The 13864-nt window shown below is 63.9% G+C and carries 15 protein-coding genes; 10 read left to right on the forward strand and 5 right to left on the reverse strand.

All coding sequences use genetic code 11. The annotated features are described in order from the left end of the window. Nucleotides 1-30: 30 nt before the first annotated feature. The 3 genes from OLSU_RS03195 to OLSU_RS03205 all read right to left on the reverse strand — a co-directional run bounded on the left by OLSU_RS03195 (nucleotide 31) and on the right by OLSU_RS03205 (nucleotide 2742). Nucleotides 31-528 carry a PTS system mannose/fructose/N-acetylgalactosamine-transporter subunit IIB gene (locus tag OLSU_RS03195; protein ID WP_013251515.1) on the reverse strand — a complete coding sequence of 166 codons (498 nt, stop codon included), beginning with the start codon at nucleotides 526-528 and terminating at the stop codon, nucleotides 31-33. Nucleotides 529-668: 140 nt separating this feature from the next. Then, complete coding sequence (locus OLSU_RS03200) at nucleotides 669-1094, reverse strand: PTS sugar transporter subunit IIA (protein ID WP_013251516.1); 426 nt, start codon at nucleotides 1092-1094, stop codon at nucleotides 669-671. A gap of 118 nt (nucleotides 1095-1212) precedes the next feature. After that, complete coding sequence (locus OLSU_RS03205) at nucleotides 1213-2742, reverse strand: tyrosine-protein phosphatase (RefSeq protein WP_013251517.1); 1530 nt, start codon at nucleotides 2740-2742, stop codon at nucleotides 1213-1215. Nucleotides 2743-2999: 257 nt separating this feature from the next. Here OLSU_RS03205 and OLSU_RS03210 point away from each other — a divergent pair, with 257 nt between their 5' ends. The 6 genes from OLSU_RS03210 (at nucleotide 3000) to OLSU_RS03235 (ending at nucleotide 8732) form a co-directional block, all read left to right on the forward strand. After that, a complete protein-coding gene (locus OLSU_RS03210; RefSeq protein ID WP_013251518.1) occupies nucleotides 3000-4046 on the forward strand; it encodes an NAD(P)H-dependent amine dehydrogenase family protein in 1047 nt (348 codons plus the stop codon). 130 nt (nucleotides 4047-4176) lie between these two features. Further along, nucleotides 4177-5616, forward strand: coding sequence for an AmmeMemoRadiSam system protein A (gene amrA / locus OLSU_RS03215; protein WP_013251519.1), 1440 nt, complete (start codon nucleotides 4177-4179; stop codon nucleotides 5614-5616). Next, nucleotides 5613-6518, forward strand: coding sequence for a radical SAM protein (locus OLSU_RS03220; protein WP_013251520.1), 906 nt, complete (start codon nucleotides 5613-5615; stop codon nucleotides 6516-6518). Before amrA ends, OLSU_RS03220 begins: the two co-directional genes overlap by 4 nt. A 180-nt stretch (nucleotides 6519-6698) precedes the next feature. Continuing rightward, nucleotides 6699-7349: a TetR/AcrR family transcriptional regulator gene (locus OLSU_RS03225; protein ID WP_013251521.1), complete on the forward strand. Its 651-nt coding sequence runs from the start codon at nucleotides 6699-6701 to the stop codon at nucleotides 7347-7349. After that, the gene (locus OLSU_RS03230; RefSeq protein WP_013251522.1) at nucleotides 7333-7854 is read left to right on the forward strand and encodes an SRPBCC family protein; all 522 of its coding nucleotides are present in this window, start codon (nucleotides 7333-7335) and stop codon (nucleotides 7852-7854) included. The genes OLSU_RS03225 and OLSU_RS03230 overlap by 17 nt, the downstream gene beginning before the upstream one ends. Further along, entirely contained in the window at nucleotides 7851-8732 is an 882-nt protein-coding gene (locus OLSU_RS03235; protein ID WP_013251523.1) for a class I SAM-dependent methyltransferase, read from the forward strand. Before OLSU_RS03230 ends, OLSU_RS03235 begins: the two co-directional genes overlap by 4 nt. Nucleotides 8733-8797: 65 nt before the next feature. Here OLSU_RS03235 and ahpC read toward each other — a convergent pair whose 3' ends face one another. Then, entirely contained in the window at nucleotides 8798-9361 is a 564-nt protein-coding gene (gene ahpC / locus OLSU_RS03240) for an alkyl hydroperoxide reductase subunit C (RefSeq protein ID WP_013251524.1), read from the reverse strand. Nucleotides 9362-9797: 436 nt separating this feature from the next. Here ahpC and brnQ point away from each other — a divergent pair, with 436 nt between their 5' ends. From brnQ to OLSU_RS03260, 4 genes are all read left to right on the forward strand, one after another. Further along, complete coding sequence (gene brnQ / locus OLSU_RS03245) at nucleotides 9798-11177, forward strand: branched-chain amino acid transport system II carrier protein (RefSeq protein ID WP_013251525.1); 1380 nt, start codon at nucleotides 9798-9800, stop codon at nucleotides 11175-11177. Nucleotides 11178-11368: 191 nt separating this feature from the next. Beyond that, nucleotides 11369-11566: a hypothetical protein gene (locus tag OLSU_RS03250; protein WP_148219049.1), complete on the forward strand. Its 198-nt coding sequence runs from the start codon at nucleotides 11369-11371 to the stop codon at nucleotides 11564-11566. A 211-nt stretch (nucleotides 11567-11777) separates the two neighbouring features. Then, nucleotides 11778-12482 carry a hypothetical protein gene (locus tag OLSU_RS03255; protein WP_201781576.1) on the forward strand — a complete coding sequence of 235 codons (705 nt, stop codon included), beginning with the start codon at nucleotides 11778-11780 and terminating at the stop codon, nucleotides 12480-12482. Nucleotides 12483-12491: 9 nt separating this feature from the next. Further along, entirely contained in the window at nucleotides 12492-13067 is a 576-nt protein-coding gene (locus OLSU_RS03260; RefSeq protein ID WP_013251528.1) for a TetR/AcrR family transcriptional regulator, read from the forward strand. A gap of 122 nt (nucleotides 13068-13189) precedes the next feature. On the opposite strand, the gene OLSU_RS03265 is transcribed toward OLSU_RS03260, so the two are convergent. Continuing rightward, nucleotides 13190-13864 carry a DUF421 domain-containing protein gene (locus OLSU_RS03265; RefSeq protein ID WP_013251529.1) on the reverse strand — a complete coding sequence of 225 codons (675 nt, stop codon included), beginning with the start codon at nucleotides 13862-13864 and terminating at the stop codon, nucleotides 13190-13192.

Raw genomic sequence — 13864 nt, forward strand, 5'->3', positions numbered from 1 at the left:
GCGTGGTCCGTGAGGCCCGCAGGGCCCCTGTCACTTGAGGTCAAAGCGGTCGCGGAACTTTGACCAGCTGCCGATGGCGTTGTCCTTGAGCAGGGCGAACTCCACGTCATAGCCCGCTTGGGTGATGGCCTCGAGGGCCTGCGCCTCCTCGGGGGTGATCGACTGGTTGTTGCCCAGCTTGACCGCACCCGGACGGTCATTGCAGGGGCCGACGACGACGGTCTTGACATCGGAGGGCTTGAACCCGTAGTCGACGAGTATCGTCCTCATGTCGAGGGGGCTCTTGGTGATGAGGAAGTAGCGGGTCTTGCTCTCGAGGACCTTGCCCATGCTCTCCCTGAAGTGGTCGAGGGTCCAGATGAAGACCTTCTTGTCGGGCGCGGCGCCCTTGTAGGCGGCCTTGAGCACGGGATTGGTCGCCGCCGCGTCGTTCACGGCGATGATGCCGTCGCAGGGATACTCGAGAGACCACCTCGTGACGGTCTGACCATGGATCATGCGGTCATCGATACGGACGAACGAAATCATGGAGTCTCCTTTCCACGTGGGACCTTCTCGCCGGCGTATGGCTCACGACGGCTTGTGCACGGGGGTGTAGTTCGGTGCTTTGTGGCATCGGGCGCTGGGGGCGTGCGCCGCCAGGCCACGCCGACCGCCAGTGGGAAGGGCTAGAGGCTCTCGTCCTCCTCGTCGTCAAGCTGCAGGACGAACTCACGGATGGCTGCCTGCCCTTCGCTGATGATGTCGCGCTTGAGCGTCTCGTCGTCTTCGTCGGACTGAAGGGTGGCCGTGATGACCATGGGGACATTGGCCCCGCCGAAGACCGTCGCGTTTTGCATGAGACCCCTCTGGGTCAGGACGTTGATCGCGTTGGTCAGGGGCGACCCGCCGATGAGGTCACCGAAGACGAAGACGGAGTCCTCTGGCTTGATGACGGAAACCGTCTGCTCGAGGGCGCGCACGTAGGCGTCCGCCCCCATGCCATCTTCCATGCCACAGCTCAGGACGTCAGTCCTCTCTCCCACGAGCATCTTGATGACGCTGCCAAGACCGGGGGCGAAGGTGCCGTGGCTCACCAGAAGCAGGTAACGCATGCGGTCTCCTCTCGTAAGGTGTCATCCGTCGTGCGTGCTGGCGCGTATGCGCACAGGCCCCTTTCGGGGCTTGGTTACTGATTCTAGCCTGATGTGAAATAATTGTGAACTACAATATTCACATATTCTTGGCGATGCTGCGGTGGTTCCCCTGGTGGCGGCCAAACGAGATGATCGCCTCGCCCACCTCGACTGAGCCCTTGGCAAGGATTCGGATGCCACCAAGCTCGCGTGCGTTGGTCACCACGAGCATCACTGGCTCGCTGTTGGCCTTGGGGACCGACGTCGGGTCCCAAGAGATGAGAGGGGTGCCACGTCGTATGGAGTCGTTCTGCCAGGCATGCTGCCTGAACCCGCCCCCGGCGTACCTCTCTGCTCGGGGGCCCACCACCAGGAGAAGCTCCATGCCGTCCTGGGAGAGCAGCCCAAGCGCGTTGTTCGAGGGAAGCTGAGCCGTGACGCGGCAGGTGGCGGGAGCGTACACGGTGGAGCCGTCCGCAATGATGGCAACCCCCTCTCCGCAGGAGCCGTCGGAAAAGGCGGGATCGCCCACCTCGGAGAGCGGCATGATCTTGCCCGAGACCGGTGCGAACAGGATTCCCCTCTCCGTTTCGGGGACCTCAAGCATCACATAGTCGTGGTCATGGAACGAACGATCGCGCTGGTTGGTGTCGATGCGCTCGGTGAGGTCGTTCGCCCTTCCGGTGATGTAGTAGAGGTCGGCCGTGACCTTGTTGGGGTTCTCGAAGGCGTTGACAAAGAAGCGTCGGCTCGACCTGGGCTCCGGAGGGTTGGCGGGCTTTGCCGCGGCGAGTTCCGAGCTCGAGGACACGATCTCGTCGTCGGGCATGTGGTATCGCCTGGGCCAGCGGCTCAGGAGGAGCGAGCGAACCTGCCTGACCTCGGAACCACGGACCCCACAGTCCAAGAGATAGGCCTCGATGGTGCCGAACGTCTCGCCCAGACGGTCATAGACCGTCGAGATGGCATCGATGCGCAACGAGAGGTCACCACGAACGCGCCTGCCTCCCGTGCCCTCGCGCTCCTCGAAGATAGCGGCATTGACCTCGGGAACATAGCCAAACGAATAGGCATAGTCCGCAATGAGCTGACGCCGCTCGACGCCCACGAGCCCCAAGAGCAGCAACGACAGCAAGCCGGTTCGATCGCTCCCCGCCCCACAGTGGAAGAGGGTGCAACCGCGTCGGGGGACGTTGGCGAGGAACGTGAAGATCTCCCGCATGGCAGGACGGTTCTCAAGCATCTGGAACATGCTGTCAGCGAGGTAGTTGCCATCGTCGTCCCCCCTGCCAAGAACCGAGCCCGTGATGTCGTAGTCAAAGAGCGGGACGTTTCGGTATCCGACGTCTATGAGCGAGACAAGCCTCTCGGGGCTTCTACGGACCTCGTCCGTACCGCGCAGGTCGAGCACCTGCCGGACCCCATAGCCGTAGAGAGCGTCCGCATCCTCCTTGTTTACGCTGGCCGTGGTTCCCGAACGAATGAAGCGGTGGTAGCGTGTCATGCCCCGGGGCGTCGGAAACCCCCCGAGCTCGCGGATGTTCACGCCCGTGTCTATGGCGACCCTACCAAGCTCGTAGCCGCGTCGGACGCCGTGATTGCCCGTGAGGTCGATCAGACTACGCATGCCCATAGCCCCCTCGCCCGCGCCTTCCCCCTTCGGCCCGCTCGATGCAGGCGGCTTAGGGATGCGCCCCGTCGTCTTACCACCGTGACACCGCTCGTTGGCTACACTCTAACCCACCTGGTTGGTGCCGATGCCACCCCTCCCCGGGCAAAGGCCCCCATTTGCCGACCCCTGGGCCACACCTGCCTAAATCAGGGAACATCCAAGGGCAAAGACGGGCGTGTCTCTCGCCCAGGCATCCGATGGGAGGAGTCAGCATGGGGCGCAGGCCGATCCGGGTGGTCCAGTACGGTTGCGGGAAGATGGCAAAGTACACGCTTCGCTACCTGCATGAGCATGGGGCGCAGGTCGTCGGCGCCATTGACATCAACCCCGAGGTCGTCGGCATGGATGTGGGCGACTTTGCGGGGCTGCCCATCAGGCTGGGCGTCAAGATCTCGGACGACGCGGACCGCGTGTTGGACGAGAGCGTGCCCGACATCGCGGTCGTCGAGCTGTTCAGCCTGCTTGCGGACATCGAGCCCATGGTGGAGAGGTGCGTGAGCCGTGGCATCAGCGTCATCACCACCTGCGAGGAGTGTACCTTCCCCTGGACCACCTCCTCGGTGGCGACCAACCGCATCGACGCCCTGGCGTGCGAGACGGGCTGCACCGTGGTGGGCGCGGGCATGGAGGACGTGTTCTGGGTCCACATCGTGGGGCTGCTCGTCGGTGCGGTGAACCGCATCGAGCGCATCGAGGGCGCGGTGAGCTACAACGTGGAGGACTACGGGCTCGCCCTGGCCAAGGCGCATGGTGTGGGCCTCACTCCCGAGGAGTTCGAGAGGACGCTGGCCCACCCGGACGAGGTGGTCCCCTCGTACGTGTGGAACTCCAACGAGGCGCTCGCCCAGCACCTGGGCCTCACGGTGTCGCAGGTCGTCCAGGAGAACGTGCCGTTCGTCGCCGAGAGGGACAGCCGCTCCGAGACCTTGGGCGCCACCGTGCCCGCAGGCAGGGTCATCGGCATGAACACGCGCGTCACCACGAAGACGTACCAGGGCATCGACATCGTGACCTCGCAGATTGGCAAGGTCTACGGTCCCGACGACGGCGACCTCTGCGACTGGAAGATCGTGGGCGAGCCTGATACCGTCTTCCATGTGGAGAAGCCCGCGACCGTCGAGCACACCTGCGCCACCATCGTCAACCGCATTCCCACGGTGCTTGCCGCTCCCGCAGGCTACCACACCTTCGACGAGCTGGAGCCCCTGCGCTACCTCACCCAGCCGCTGATGGTCGATGACGTGGAGGGCTGCTGCTAGGGGACGCTAGGAGGCAGCCGCCGCCGACCGTGCGGGGAGCGAGGCGACGTACTTCAGCCGTCGCTCCGCCCAGTCGCGCCCTCGCAGGGAGGGACTGGTGCGTCTTCGGCTTTGGGAGAGGGGAGGCGACATGGCGATCGTTGCGGCGTTTGCGGTTCCGCATCCGCCCCTGATCATCCCTGCTGTGGGGAACGGCCGCGAGCGAGACGTCCAGGACACCATCGACGCCTATGGCGAGGCGGGGCGTCGCATCGCAGGGCTTGCGCCCGAGACCCTCGTCATCTCGACGCCGCACTCGGTCATGTATCGTGACTACATCCATATATCCCCCGGTAGCCGTGCACACGGGAGCTTTGCCCAGTTCGGCGCTCCAGAGGCTGCCTATGGCTGCGACTACGACGTGGGCTTCGTGGATGCCCTGTGCGCCGCCGTCGACGCTGCCGGCATCCCTGCGGGAACCGAGGGAGAGCGCGACCCCCTGCTCGACCATGCGACGATGGTTCCGCTCCATTTCATCTGGAAGGCCTGGCCCGATGACAGGCCACGGCCCAAGGTCGTGCGTATGGGGCTCTCTGGCCTTTCGCCTGCTGTCCACTACCGGCTCGGGCAGTGCGTGCAGGCGGTCGCGGGCGAGCTCGGCAGAAGGACCGTCTATGTCGCCTCGGGTGACCTCAGCCACAGGCTGACCGCCGACGGCCCCTATGGCTTCGCCCCCGACGGCCCCAAGTTCGACGAGGCGATCGACGGCATCTTCCGCACGGGCGACTTCCTCGCTCTGCTCTCCATGGATCCGGGCCTTGCCGAGCGGGCGGCCGAATGCGGGCTCCGCAGCTTCCAGATCATGGCGGGCGCGCTCGACCGCACGTCTGTCTCCGCGGAGCTGCTGAGCCACGAAGGGCCGTTTGGGGTGGGTTACGGCGTGGCGGCGTTCACCCCGACATCTGCGGCGGGTGCAGACGCCAGCCGCAGCTTCCTCGAACAGTATGAGGACGCCCATGTGCGTGAGATGGCCGGGCGCAAAGCCGCTGAGGACCTGTTTGTGCGCCTCGCACGGCTCTCGCTCGAGACCTATGTGCGCGACGGCAGGCGCATCGACCCCGGCAATCCCCATGACATGGCCTCACTGGGCGAGGCCCTGCCCGCAGAGCTTCTCGACGGGCGCGCGGGATGCTTCGTCTCACTCAAAGTGGGCGGGGAGCTGCGCGGCTGCATGGGGACGATACTGCCGACCCGTTCGAGCCTGGCGGAGGAGATCTGCGCCAATGCGGTAAGCGCCGGCACGCGGGATCCGCGCTTTCCCGCCGTACGGAGCTCGGAGCTTTACGAACTGGTCTATGACGTGGACGTCCTCACGGTCCCCGAACCCATTTCCTCGCCAGACGAGCTCGATGTGCGCCGCTACGGCGTGATCGTCTCGACGGCCGACGGCCGTCGCGGGCTGCTTTTGCCCGACCTTGACGGGGTCGACTCCGTCGAGCAACAGGTGGGCATAGCGGCACGCAAGGGTGGCATCGACCTTGGCAGGGATGGCTGGACGCTCGAGCGCTTCGAGGTCGTGAGACATGCATGAACGATACGCACGGAGCTACGGATGGCATGGGTGCCACGAGTGGCGCGCACGCCATGGACGGTACGCGCAGGGCGACCTGCCTCACCTGTCCGCGCGCGTGTCGTGTCCCGGAGGGCGGCGTCGGCTTCTGCCGTGCGCGCAGGAACGTGGGCGGCACGGTCGTTGCGGAGAACTACGGCTGCGTGACCTCACTCGCCGTTGACCCCGTCGAGAAGAAGCCGCTTGCGCGCTTCCATCCCGGGTCCCTGCTCCTCTCGGTGGGAAGCTATGGCTGCAACCTGCGCTGCCCCTTCTGCCAGAACCACCGCATCGCACAGGCGGGGAGAGATGGCGTGCCCTGGCGCCGGGTCTTTCCGGAACGGCTCGTCGACCTTGCCTGCGAGGAGCGTCGGCGTGACCCGCGCATGATCGGCATCGCCTATACCTACAACGAACCGCTTGTCGGCTGGGAGTACGTGCGCGACTGCTCACGTGAGGCCCACAGGCACGGCCTTGTCAACGTGCTGGTGTCAAGCGGCTACGCGAACGCCGAGGTGATCGACTGCCTGGCCGGGCTTATCGATGCGGCGAACATCGACCTCAAAGGCACTGCCCCCACCTTCTGCGACGAATGTGGCTTCGACGTCAGCACCGTGAAGGGGACGATCTCCCGCCTCGTCGCCTCGGGAGCGCATGTCGAGGTAACGACCCTTGTCGTCCCGGGCAAGAACGACACGCCCGACCAGGTCGCGACCATCGCGCGGTGGCTGTGTGAGACCAGCGGGGACATCGTCTACCACCTGACGCGCTTCTTCCCCTGCTGGCGCATGTCGGACGCCGCCCCCACACCGGTCGAGAGGGTCTATGCGCTCGCCGATGTGGCAAGGGAATACCTGGACCACGTGTACGTGGGCAACTGCTAGGAATGGCGGGACCGACGAGCCTCGGCCATGAGGCTGAGCCGATTGGATTCGAAAGGGGCCATGCCGCCCCAACGGACGTCGGGGGCGCTGCGGCAGCATCGTGGCATCGCATTTGATTTTCGCCCGTACGTCCTCTATCATCTTTCATAGAATATCGTTCTATGAATTAGAGAGACGGCGATGGCGAGAACGAGACGGAATCCAGAGAGTCGGCGCAGCGAGCTGATCGACGCCGCGACCAAACTGTTCTTCTCGCGGGGCTACACGGCGACCTCGATCAGAGACATCCTCGACGCCGTGGACGACAGAACCGCATCTCCCAGCGTGTTCTATTACTACTTCGAGTCAAAAGAGGCAATCTACCAGGCGGTCCTGCAGAGGTACACCGATCGCTACCTACAGGGCATCTCGGCGGCCGCCGCAGAGCACGCAGATGATCCCGATGGGTTGATGGCCTGCATAGCATGCTTGTTCATGGGCACGCTCGCCGCCGACGGACACGGGGACGAGGCGGTGGCCTCCCCTGGGAACCTGCTGTTCTCGCTGAGGTTGAAGGCCGACCTGACGCGGCGCTTCATCGAGGTGTGGGAGCTGTTCATACGGGCGAAGGGCTGGTGCGGGACGGATGACGAGGACGTCCATCAGGCGGCCGTCTTCATCGCCGGCGGCATCGGCGAGATGGTCTTCGACTTCGGCTACGTCCGGGGAAAGGAAGGCGGGGACCCTGCCGCCCTTATGGACCGCATGGTGGACTTCTGCGGTGGCGTTCTCGGCGTCGGCGATGCCGACAGGGAAAGGTACAGGAGGATCGCCCATGGTCAGCTTGACTGAAAACGTCGATCTGGACGTCCCGTTCGAGAGGCTGTGCGAATGGGCGGACAACTTCGAAGAGGAGTTCGTCAGGTGGAGCCCATACCACCTGGAGTGCGAGCTCTACGACGGGGACGTTGACGTAGGAAGCAGGGTCAGGTTCCGCGAGATCGTGATGGGCCTCGACTACGACGTCACGGGGTCCATCGTGGAGAGCCTGCGCAGCCCCGACCGCTTCAGGTTCGTGTTCCAGAGCGACAAGGGGACGGCCTCCATCACCTTCGAGGGGACACGGACGCAGGGTGGCTGTCGCTTCTCCCATACCGAATCCTTCGGCATGACGGTGCCGGTCATCGGGGCGATCGTGAACTTCCTCGTCTTCAAGGTCTTCTTTCGGAAGAAAGCGGATTGGCGGCTGATCAGGGACGACATGGTCCTGGACAACAGATACCTCAAGGAGATCCTCGAAGAGGGAAGGTATCCGGAGCGCATGCCCGTGGAGGAGCTAAAGAGAGGTGCGAGATGAGTGACTTGCACGGCAACCACCGACCCGAGTGCGGCAATCGTCTGTCCGACCAGACTGCTGGGCAGCATGCCGGCCTACAGGGGGTGGCCGACACGACGTACATCCCGATGGTGGCCAGGATGTACGCCTCAGAGCGCTTCCCAGAGTTCTTCTATGACGGGACGGCCGTAGGGCTTCGGGATAAGATTCCGTCTGGAATCCTCGAACGGATCGGGGAGAGCTCCTCGGAATATACGATGATCGCCTCGGTCGCACGCTATCACGTGCTTGACGGCGTGGTGCGCACGTTCGTGTCGGAACATCCCGAGGGCTGCTGCGTCGTCAACCTCGGTGCCGGCCTGGAGACGATGCCCCATAGGCTCGACATGCCCGAAGTCACGTTCTACGAGGTGGACCTGCCGGAGACGATCGAACTCCGCAGGGCTCTCATCGACCCGCTTCCGAACGAGGTGCTTGTCGGAGGCGACATGTTCGAGTTCGGCTGGGCGGACCAGGTCGACAGGACCGTCCCGTCGCTCATGGTCGCCTCGGGAGTCTTCCAGTACTTCGACGAGGCGGACATCGTGCGGTTCCTGAAGGAGCTTGGCCGGCGCTTCCCCGGCAGCGAGCTGATATTCGACGCAACCAATGCGGTCGGCGTCAGGTACGCCGACCGATACGTGAGGAAGACGGGCAACACCTCGGCGCGGATCCGCTTCTGCGTGGACGATGCGCAGGCGTTCGCAGGGAGGCTCGGCATGCCGCTTGTCGGAGAGCGGGTGTTTTACACGGAGGCTCGAGAGGTCCTCGGGAGGCGGCTGAAGCTGTACACGAGGATCGCCATGAGGGTATGTGATGACAAGAGGCGTGCCATCCTCGTCCACCTGAAGCTGGGGTAGGACTAGAGGAAGCGGTGCCGGAAATCGCGTTGTGTCGCAGCCCCTACACTCAGAAGCTCCTACACCTATAGCTTGCCCACGAGGTCAGCGCCGGGCGTCAGGGTCTTGCTGCCGGGGCGCCACTTGGCGGGGCAGACCTGGTCGCCGTGCTCAGCCACGAACTTGGCGGCTTGCACCAGGCGCAGCAGCTCCTGGGCATTGCGGCCGATGCCGCTGGCCGTCACCTCGTAGACCTGGATGCGACCCTCGGGGTCAACGACGAAGGCACCGCGCTCCGCCTGTCCGGCATCCTCGACGAGGACCTCGAAGTCGCGTGCGAGGACGTGGGCGGGGTCTGCGAGCATGGGGTAGCTGACCTGGCCGATGCGCGCGGAGCTTCCATGCCAGGCCATATGGGTGAACTCGGTGTCGCAGGAGACGGAGTACACCTCGCAGCCCTCTGCCTTGAAGGCCTCGTAGTTCTCGGCCAGCTCTTCGAGCTCGGTGGGGCAGACGAAGGTGAAGTCCGCAGGATAGAAGAAGAACAGCGACCACGTGCCCAGGACGTCCGCCTTGGTGACGGTCCTGAAGCCGTTGTCCTGGTATGCCTGGACGGAGAAGTCGCCGATTTCCTTGCCGATGAGAGACATGCGTCCTCCTTGTGTCGTGGGCCCGTCCGGACATCATGTGATGCGGCGGGCCCCTTGGTTGATGCGTCAGGCCCCTTGTCCGGCGTGACTGGTCTCTTGCCTAAAGATAGCCGTGACTGACTCAATATGTACCACACTTAATGACATTTATGCGCGGGAAGCGGAAGTGACGTCTCGGCGTCCAAATGGGCTGGGAAAAGCAGCCCCTGGCCTCACGCTCCGACCTCTCCTCTCCGCTTGAGAACCTGGGGTCTTTCGTGTTGGGAGCCTTAAGTACATGGAAACCTTAAAGGTCGTATAGAATGGGCAGCCATGAAACGTCGTTTTGGATACCAGCTGCGGCCTTCCGCGCGCCCTCGCGCGCTTTGTCGCACGTGGGATTGGGGAGGTTCGCGTGGTCTGTGGCAGCGTGAGGTCGGATGGGGAAGGGGCTGAGATGTTGGCGCATCGCCTGAACCGCAGGGACGGGCTCGCCGTGGGCGTCATGCTCTTCTCCATGTTCTTTGGTGCGGGCAACCTCATCCTCGCCCCGCTTCTGGGCGTCCAAGCCGCCGGGAGCACGCCGTTGGCCCTGGCCGGCTTCATCGTCTCGGCCGTCGGCCTGCCTGTCCTCACGATCGCGGCCATCGCGCTCTCTGGCTCGGTGCGCCAGCTGGCCGACCGCATAAGCCCGCTCTTCTCGGAAGTGTTCGCCGCCCTGGTGTACCTGGCCATCGGACCCTTCCTGGCCATCCCGCGTACGGCGACGACCTCCTACGAGATGCTCAGGCCCCTGTTGCCGACGGACCTTTCTCCCACGGCGGCGCTCCTGGTGTTCTCGCTGGCGTTCTTTGCGGTGGCCTACGTGCTGGCCATGCATCCCAGTCGGCTGACGGAGCTCATGGGCAAAGCGTCGGGTCCCGCGCTCTTGCTCCTCATCGTGCTGGTGGTAGGCGCCGTGCTCGTCTCCCCGCCGGGAGGGCCCGCTTCGGCGGCTGCGGGCGACTACGCCGCCCGGCCCCTCGTCGCGGGCTTCGTGTGCGGCTATCAGACCATGGACGTCCTTGCCGCCCTCGCGTTTGGCATCGTCATCGCAATGAACGTGCGTGAGAAGGGGCTGGAAGACACGCGCGACGTCGCTCGGCAGGTCATGCGTTCGGGAGCGATTGCGGGCGTGCTCATGATGCTCATCTACTGTGGCTTTGGCTACCTGGGCTACACCATGGGTAGCGTCGTGCCGGGTGTGGGCAACGGTGCCGAGGTGATCGCCGCCGCCGCACGTATTGAGTTTGGTTCGCTGGGGGCCGTGCTCGTCGCTGCCATCTTCGGCCTGGCCTGCCTCAACGTGTGCATCGGACTCACCTGCTCGATCTCGGAGTACTTCTCGGAGCGCTATGCGAGGCTGGGCTACCGTCAGTGGGCGCTTGCCGTGGTGGTGGTCTCCTTCCTGCTCTCCAACGTGGGCCTCACTGCCATCCTGGGATACTCGGTCCCGTTGCTCCTGGCGCTGTATCCCGTGGCGATTTGCCTCGTGGCCATGGGACTGCTGCAGGGCCGTGTCGGGCGGAGTGGGGTAGGGCGCAGCGACGCAGGCAATGCTGGCGCGCGCGTCGGGGACGCTCGCGACGCCCCCGCGTGGCGTCTCGCGGTCGCACTCTGCGCCCTCGATAGCGTCACCGTAGCCCTGAGGGATGGCTATGCGCCCACGCTGTGGCTGCCCTTCGACATGCTTCCCCTGGCGGACCTGCACATGGGTTGGATCACCCTGGCGGTCCTGGGCCTCGTCGTGGGCCGGCTATGGCGGTGCGCTCGGAGCGGGGAGGGTGGCGTGCAGTAGGGACGGGGCGTCAGCGTCTCGGCGCGCAACGCGTCTGGAGCAGGGTGTCCGGGCCCGACGTGATCGGGGCCGGTTCACAATGACCTCCCTGCCGTCCGCTTTTCGGGATCGCATGGATGGCAGACGAGGCAGTGTGAATGAAACTATTTTCACGCTGCTTCGCCACGCGTCCACTTTGGGAGTCCTTTCGGGTGGCAGGCGAAGTAATGTGGGCCATCCGGGGTTATCCGCTCACCCTGACTCTCCTGCATGCCTTCGCCATCGAGCAGGGATATGTGGTCGTCACCTCCGACGAGCGACGGCATCACGAGATCTATCCGGGAGATCCTCGCAAGACATCTGCCGACAAGCCCAAGACCGTGGTGCGTCGACCGGTCAGGAGGCTGTAGGAGATCATGAGGGCGAAAGCCCTGAGGGACCGTTGCCCCATAAGGTGATCTGAGGCGATGGCATGTCGAGTCCTGGGGGCGGTCGTGTCCCCTTGACGGATGATGATGTTGACTTCTCGGCGGCCAAGTCTCAATATGAACCTTGTTCATATTGAGAGGGATTGTCTTGCGCCAGGGACGCCACCCTGTCGACGGGCCCGGAAGGGGAAAGATGAGCCATGCGAGTTCGGCCGTGAGGCAGGGGGCCATGCCCAAGGGCCTGCGTATAGGGGAGAGTATCTTTGACATCGGGTACCTCCTGTTCGACCTGGTCGCCGCCACTATCTTCTTCGTACAGGCAAACGGTCGGGCGGTCTTTGTTCTGTACGGGATGCTTGCCCTGTGCCTGGGTGGAGGCGATGCCTTCCATCTGATCCCTAGGGTGCAGATGCATCTGTTTGGCGTCGGGGAGGACACGCAAAGGAGGCTGGGCCTGGGCATCGCAGTGACCTCCGTCACCATGACCGTGTTCTACGCCCTTCTCTACCTCATCTGGGTACAGCTCTTTCCGAATATCCACATCTCTCCTGTCATACCAGCGCTCGTCTTCCCCATGGCCTTGCTACGGATCGTTCTCTGCCTCTTCCCACAGAACGGCTGGTTCTCCGACAAGGAGAACCTGCGCTGGTCCCTATATCGGAACGCCCCCTTTGTCATCATCGGGGCTCTGGTCATTGCGCTCTTTGCCATCTCTGGCGATGCGGGTGGGTACGGCCTCTGGAGGATGTGCATTGCCGTCGCGCTCAGCTTCGGTTTCTATCTCCCCGTCACCTTCTTCTCAAAGAGGAGGCCTGCCATCGGTGCACTGATGCTCCCCAAGACCGTGATGTACATGTGGGTTGTCGGCATGGGCCTGTCGCTCCTCGGTGTTCTTTAGGGTCGAGCCGTGAAGCCGCCGTCCACGTCGAGGGAAGCCATCCTCGGGGCCTGCCGCGAGATCGTGCGCGAAAGGGGACTCTCCGGCATCAGCGTCCGCTCCGTCGCCTCGGCCTGTGGGGTTGCCGTCGGTACGATCTACCATTACTTCCCGGACAAGGAAGCCCTGCTCCTTGCCGTTACGGCTGACATATGGTCCGACGTCTTCGATCCGGGGAATCGGCTGGTCCATGCGGATGGCTTCGCCGACTATGTGGAGGGGACCTTCGATGAGGCGAGCCGTCGGCTGTCCCAGTACCCTGGTTTCCTTTCGGAACATGGCTTAGGCCTGGCGTCCATCTCAGGGTGGAGTGAGGAGCGCATGCGACGCGGGAGGCAGCGCATGCGCTCGTTTCCCTCCGGGATTCGGAGGGGCCTTCTCGACGTGCTGGATGTGGATGGTCGGATTCGCCCTGACGTCTGGGACGCCGACCTTTCCAGAGAGGACTTTGTGGAATTCGTCACGCAACAGCTGCTGACCCTCCTGGTTCTTGGCAGGCGAGACTGCCGAGCGCTCCTGGGCGTGATCAAAAGGACACTGTACTGACGCCTAGCAGGTACTGACGCCTAGCAGGACGCTGCTCCCCGGAAGGGCGAGCGAGCCGATCGGAATGCTGGCAAGCATGTGGGGCCACTTCGGTAGTGCCGACGGGTGGTGCCGGCGATGACTTAGCGAAGCGCCCTCCCGGAAGCCGCCTGCGGCTTACGGGAGAACGGCACGACCTCAAGCTTTCCATCCACGAGCTCTCCGAGGAAGACCTGTTTCACCGATGAATACCCCTGGTCCCTCAATTGCCGAGCGACCCAGGTGCCGTCCCTGTCCGCCAGCCTCAGACCGTCCTCTACCAGGCGTCCGTCGGCGATGAGAGGGAGGAGAGACCCCCTGCTTTTGGCCCCGTGCGTCCTGACGGTCAGCTTGCCGTTGGTCTCCATTATGGCTGCCTCCACATCGCGGATGCTAGCGATGTCCTCCTCGCGCAGGCGTCGGCTGAGCTGCTCGGCCGTAAGGCCTACCTTCGCGCAGCGCGAGACGTCGAGCTGCCCTGTGGAGATGATGAGCTCTGGCTGGCTGGCGATGACCTTCCTGAAGACCCTGCTGCTTTCCGCAAGAACCTTTACTGCTATGACCACCAACGACCAGATGAGCACAATGATCAAGAACTGAAGGACGGTGATGGACTCGTTGTAGATGACCCCGCCGATGATGCCACCGAGTACGTAATTCTGAATCTGGTTGAGTGGGGTGTTGAGGGAGAACTCGTACTTCCCGAGGATGTTGATCTGAAGGATCATCACGAGCATGCCAAGCGCAAACTTGATGGCTGTCAGCACGTAGAAGCTCAT

The organism is Olsenella uli DSM 7084, from assembly GCF_000143845.1.
GTDB lineage: Bacteria > Actinomycetota > Coriobacteriia > Coriobacteriales > Atopobiaceae > Olsenella > Olsenella uli.

Coding starts and splice junctions, on each gene's coding strand:
- brnQ (WP_013251525.1), top strand. CDS start 9,798: ATGTTGGCGCATCGCCTGAACCGCAGGGACGGGCTCGCCGTGGGCGTC.
- OLSU_RS03255 (WP_201781576.1), top strand. CDS start 11,778: ATGAGCCATGCGAGTTCGGCCGTGAGGCAGGGGGCCATGCCCAAGGGC.
- OLSU_RS03230 (WP_013251522.1), top strand. CDS start 7,333: ATGGTCAGCTTGACTGAAAACGTCGATCTGGACGTCCCGTTCGAGAGG.
- OLSU_RS03200 (WP_013251516.1), bottom strand. CDS start 1,094: ATGCGTTACCTGCTTCTGGTGAGCCACGGCACCTTCGCCCCCGGTCTT.
- OLSU_RS03220 (WP_013251520.1), top strand. CDS start 5,613: ATGAACGATACGCACGGAGCTACGGATGGCATGGGTGCCACGAGTGGC.
- OLSU_RS03210 (WP_013251518.1), top strand. CDS start 3,000: ATGGGGCGCAGGCCGATCCGGGTGGTCCAGTACGGTTGCGGGAAGATG.
- amrA (WP_013251519.1), top strand. CDS start 4,177: ATGGCGATCGTTGCGGCGTTTGCGGTTCCGCATCCGCCCCTGATCATC.
- OLSU_RS03265 (WP_013251529.1), bottom strand. CDS start 13,864: ATGAGCTTCTACGTGCTGACAGCCATCAAGTTTGCGCTTGGCATGCTC.
- OLSU_RS03195 (WP_013251515.1), bottom strand. CDS start 528: ATGATTTCGTTCGTCCGTATCGATGACCGCATGATCCATGGTCAGACC.
- OLSU_RS03225 (WP_013251521.1), top strand. CDS start 6,699: ATGGCGAGAACGAGACGGAATCCAGAGAGTCGGCGCAGCGAGCTGATC.
- ahpC (WP_013251524.1), bottom strand. CDS start 9,361: ATGTCTCTCATCGGCAAGGAAATCGGCGACTTCTCCGTCCAGGCATAC.
- OLSU_RS03205 (WP_013251517.1), bottom strand. CDS start 2,742: ATGCGTAGTCTGATCGACCTCACGGGCAATCACGGCGTCCGACGCGGC.
- OLSU_RS03235 (WP_013251523.1), top strand. CDS start 7,851: ATGAGTGACTTGCACGGCAACCACCGACCCGAGTGCGGCAATCGTCTG.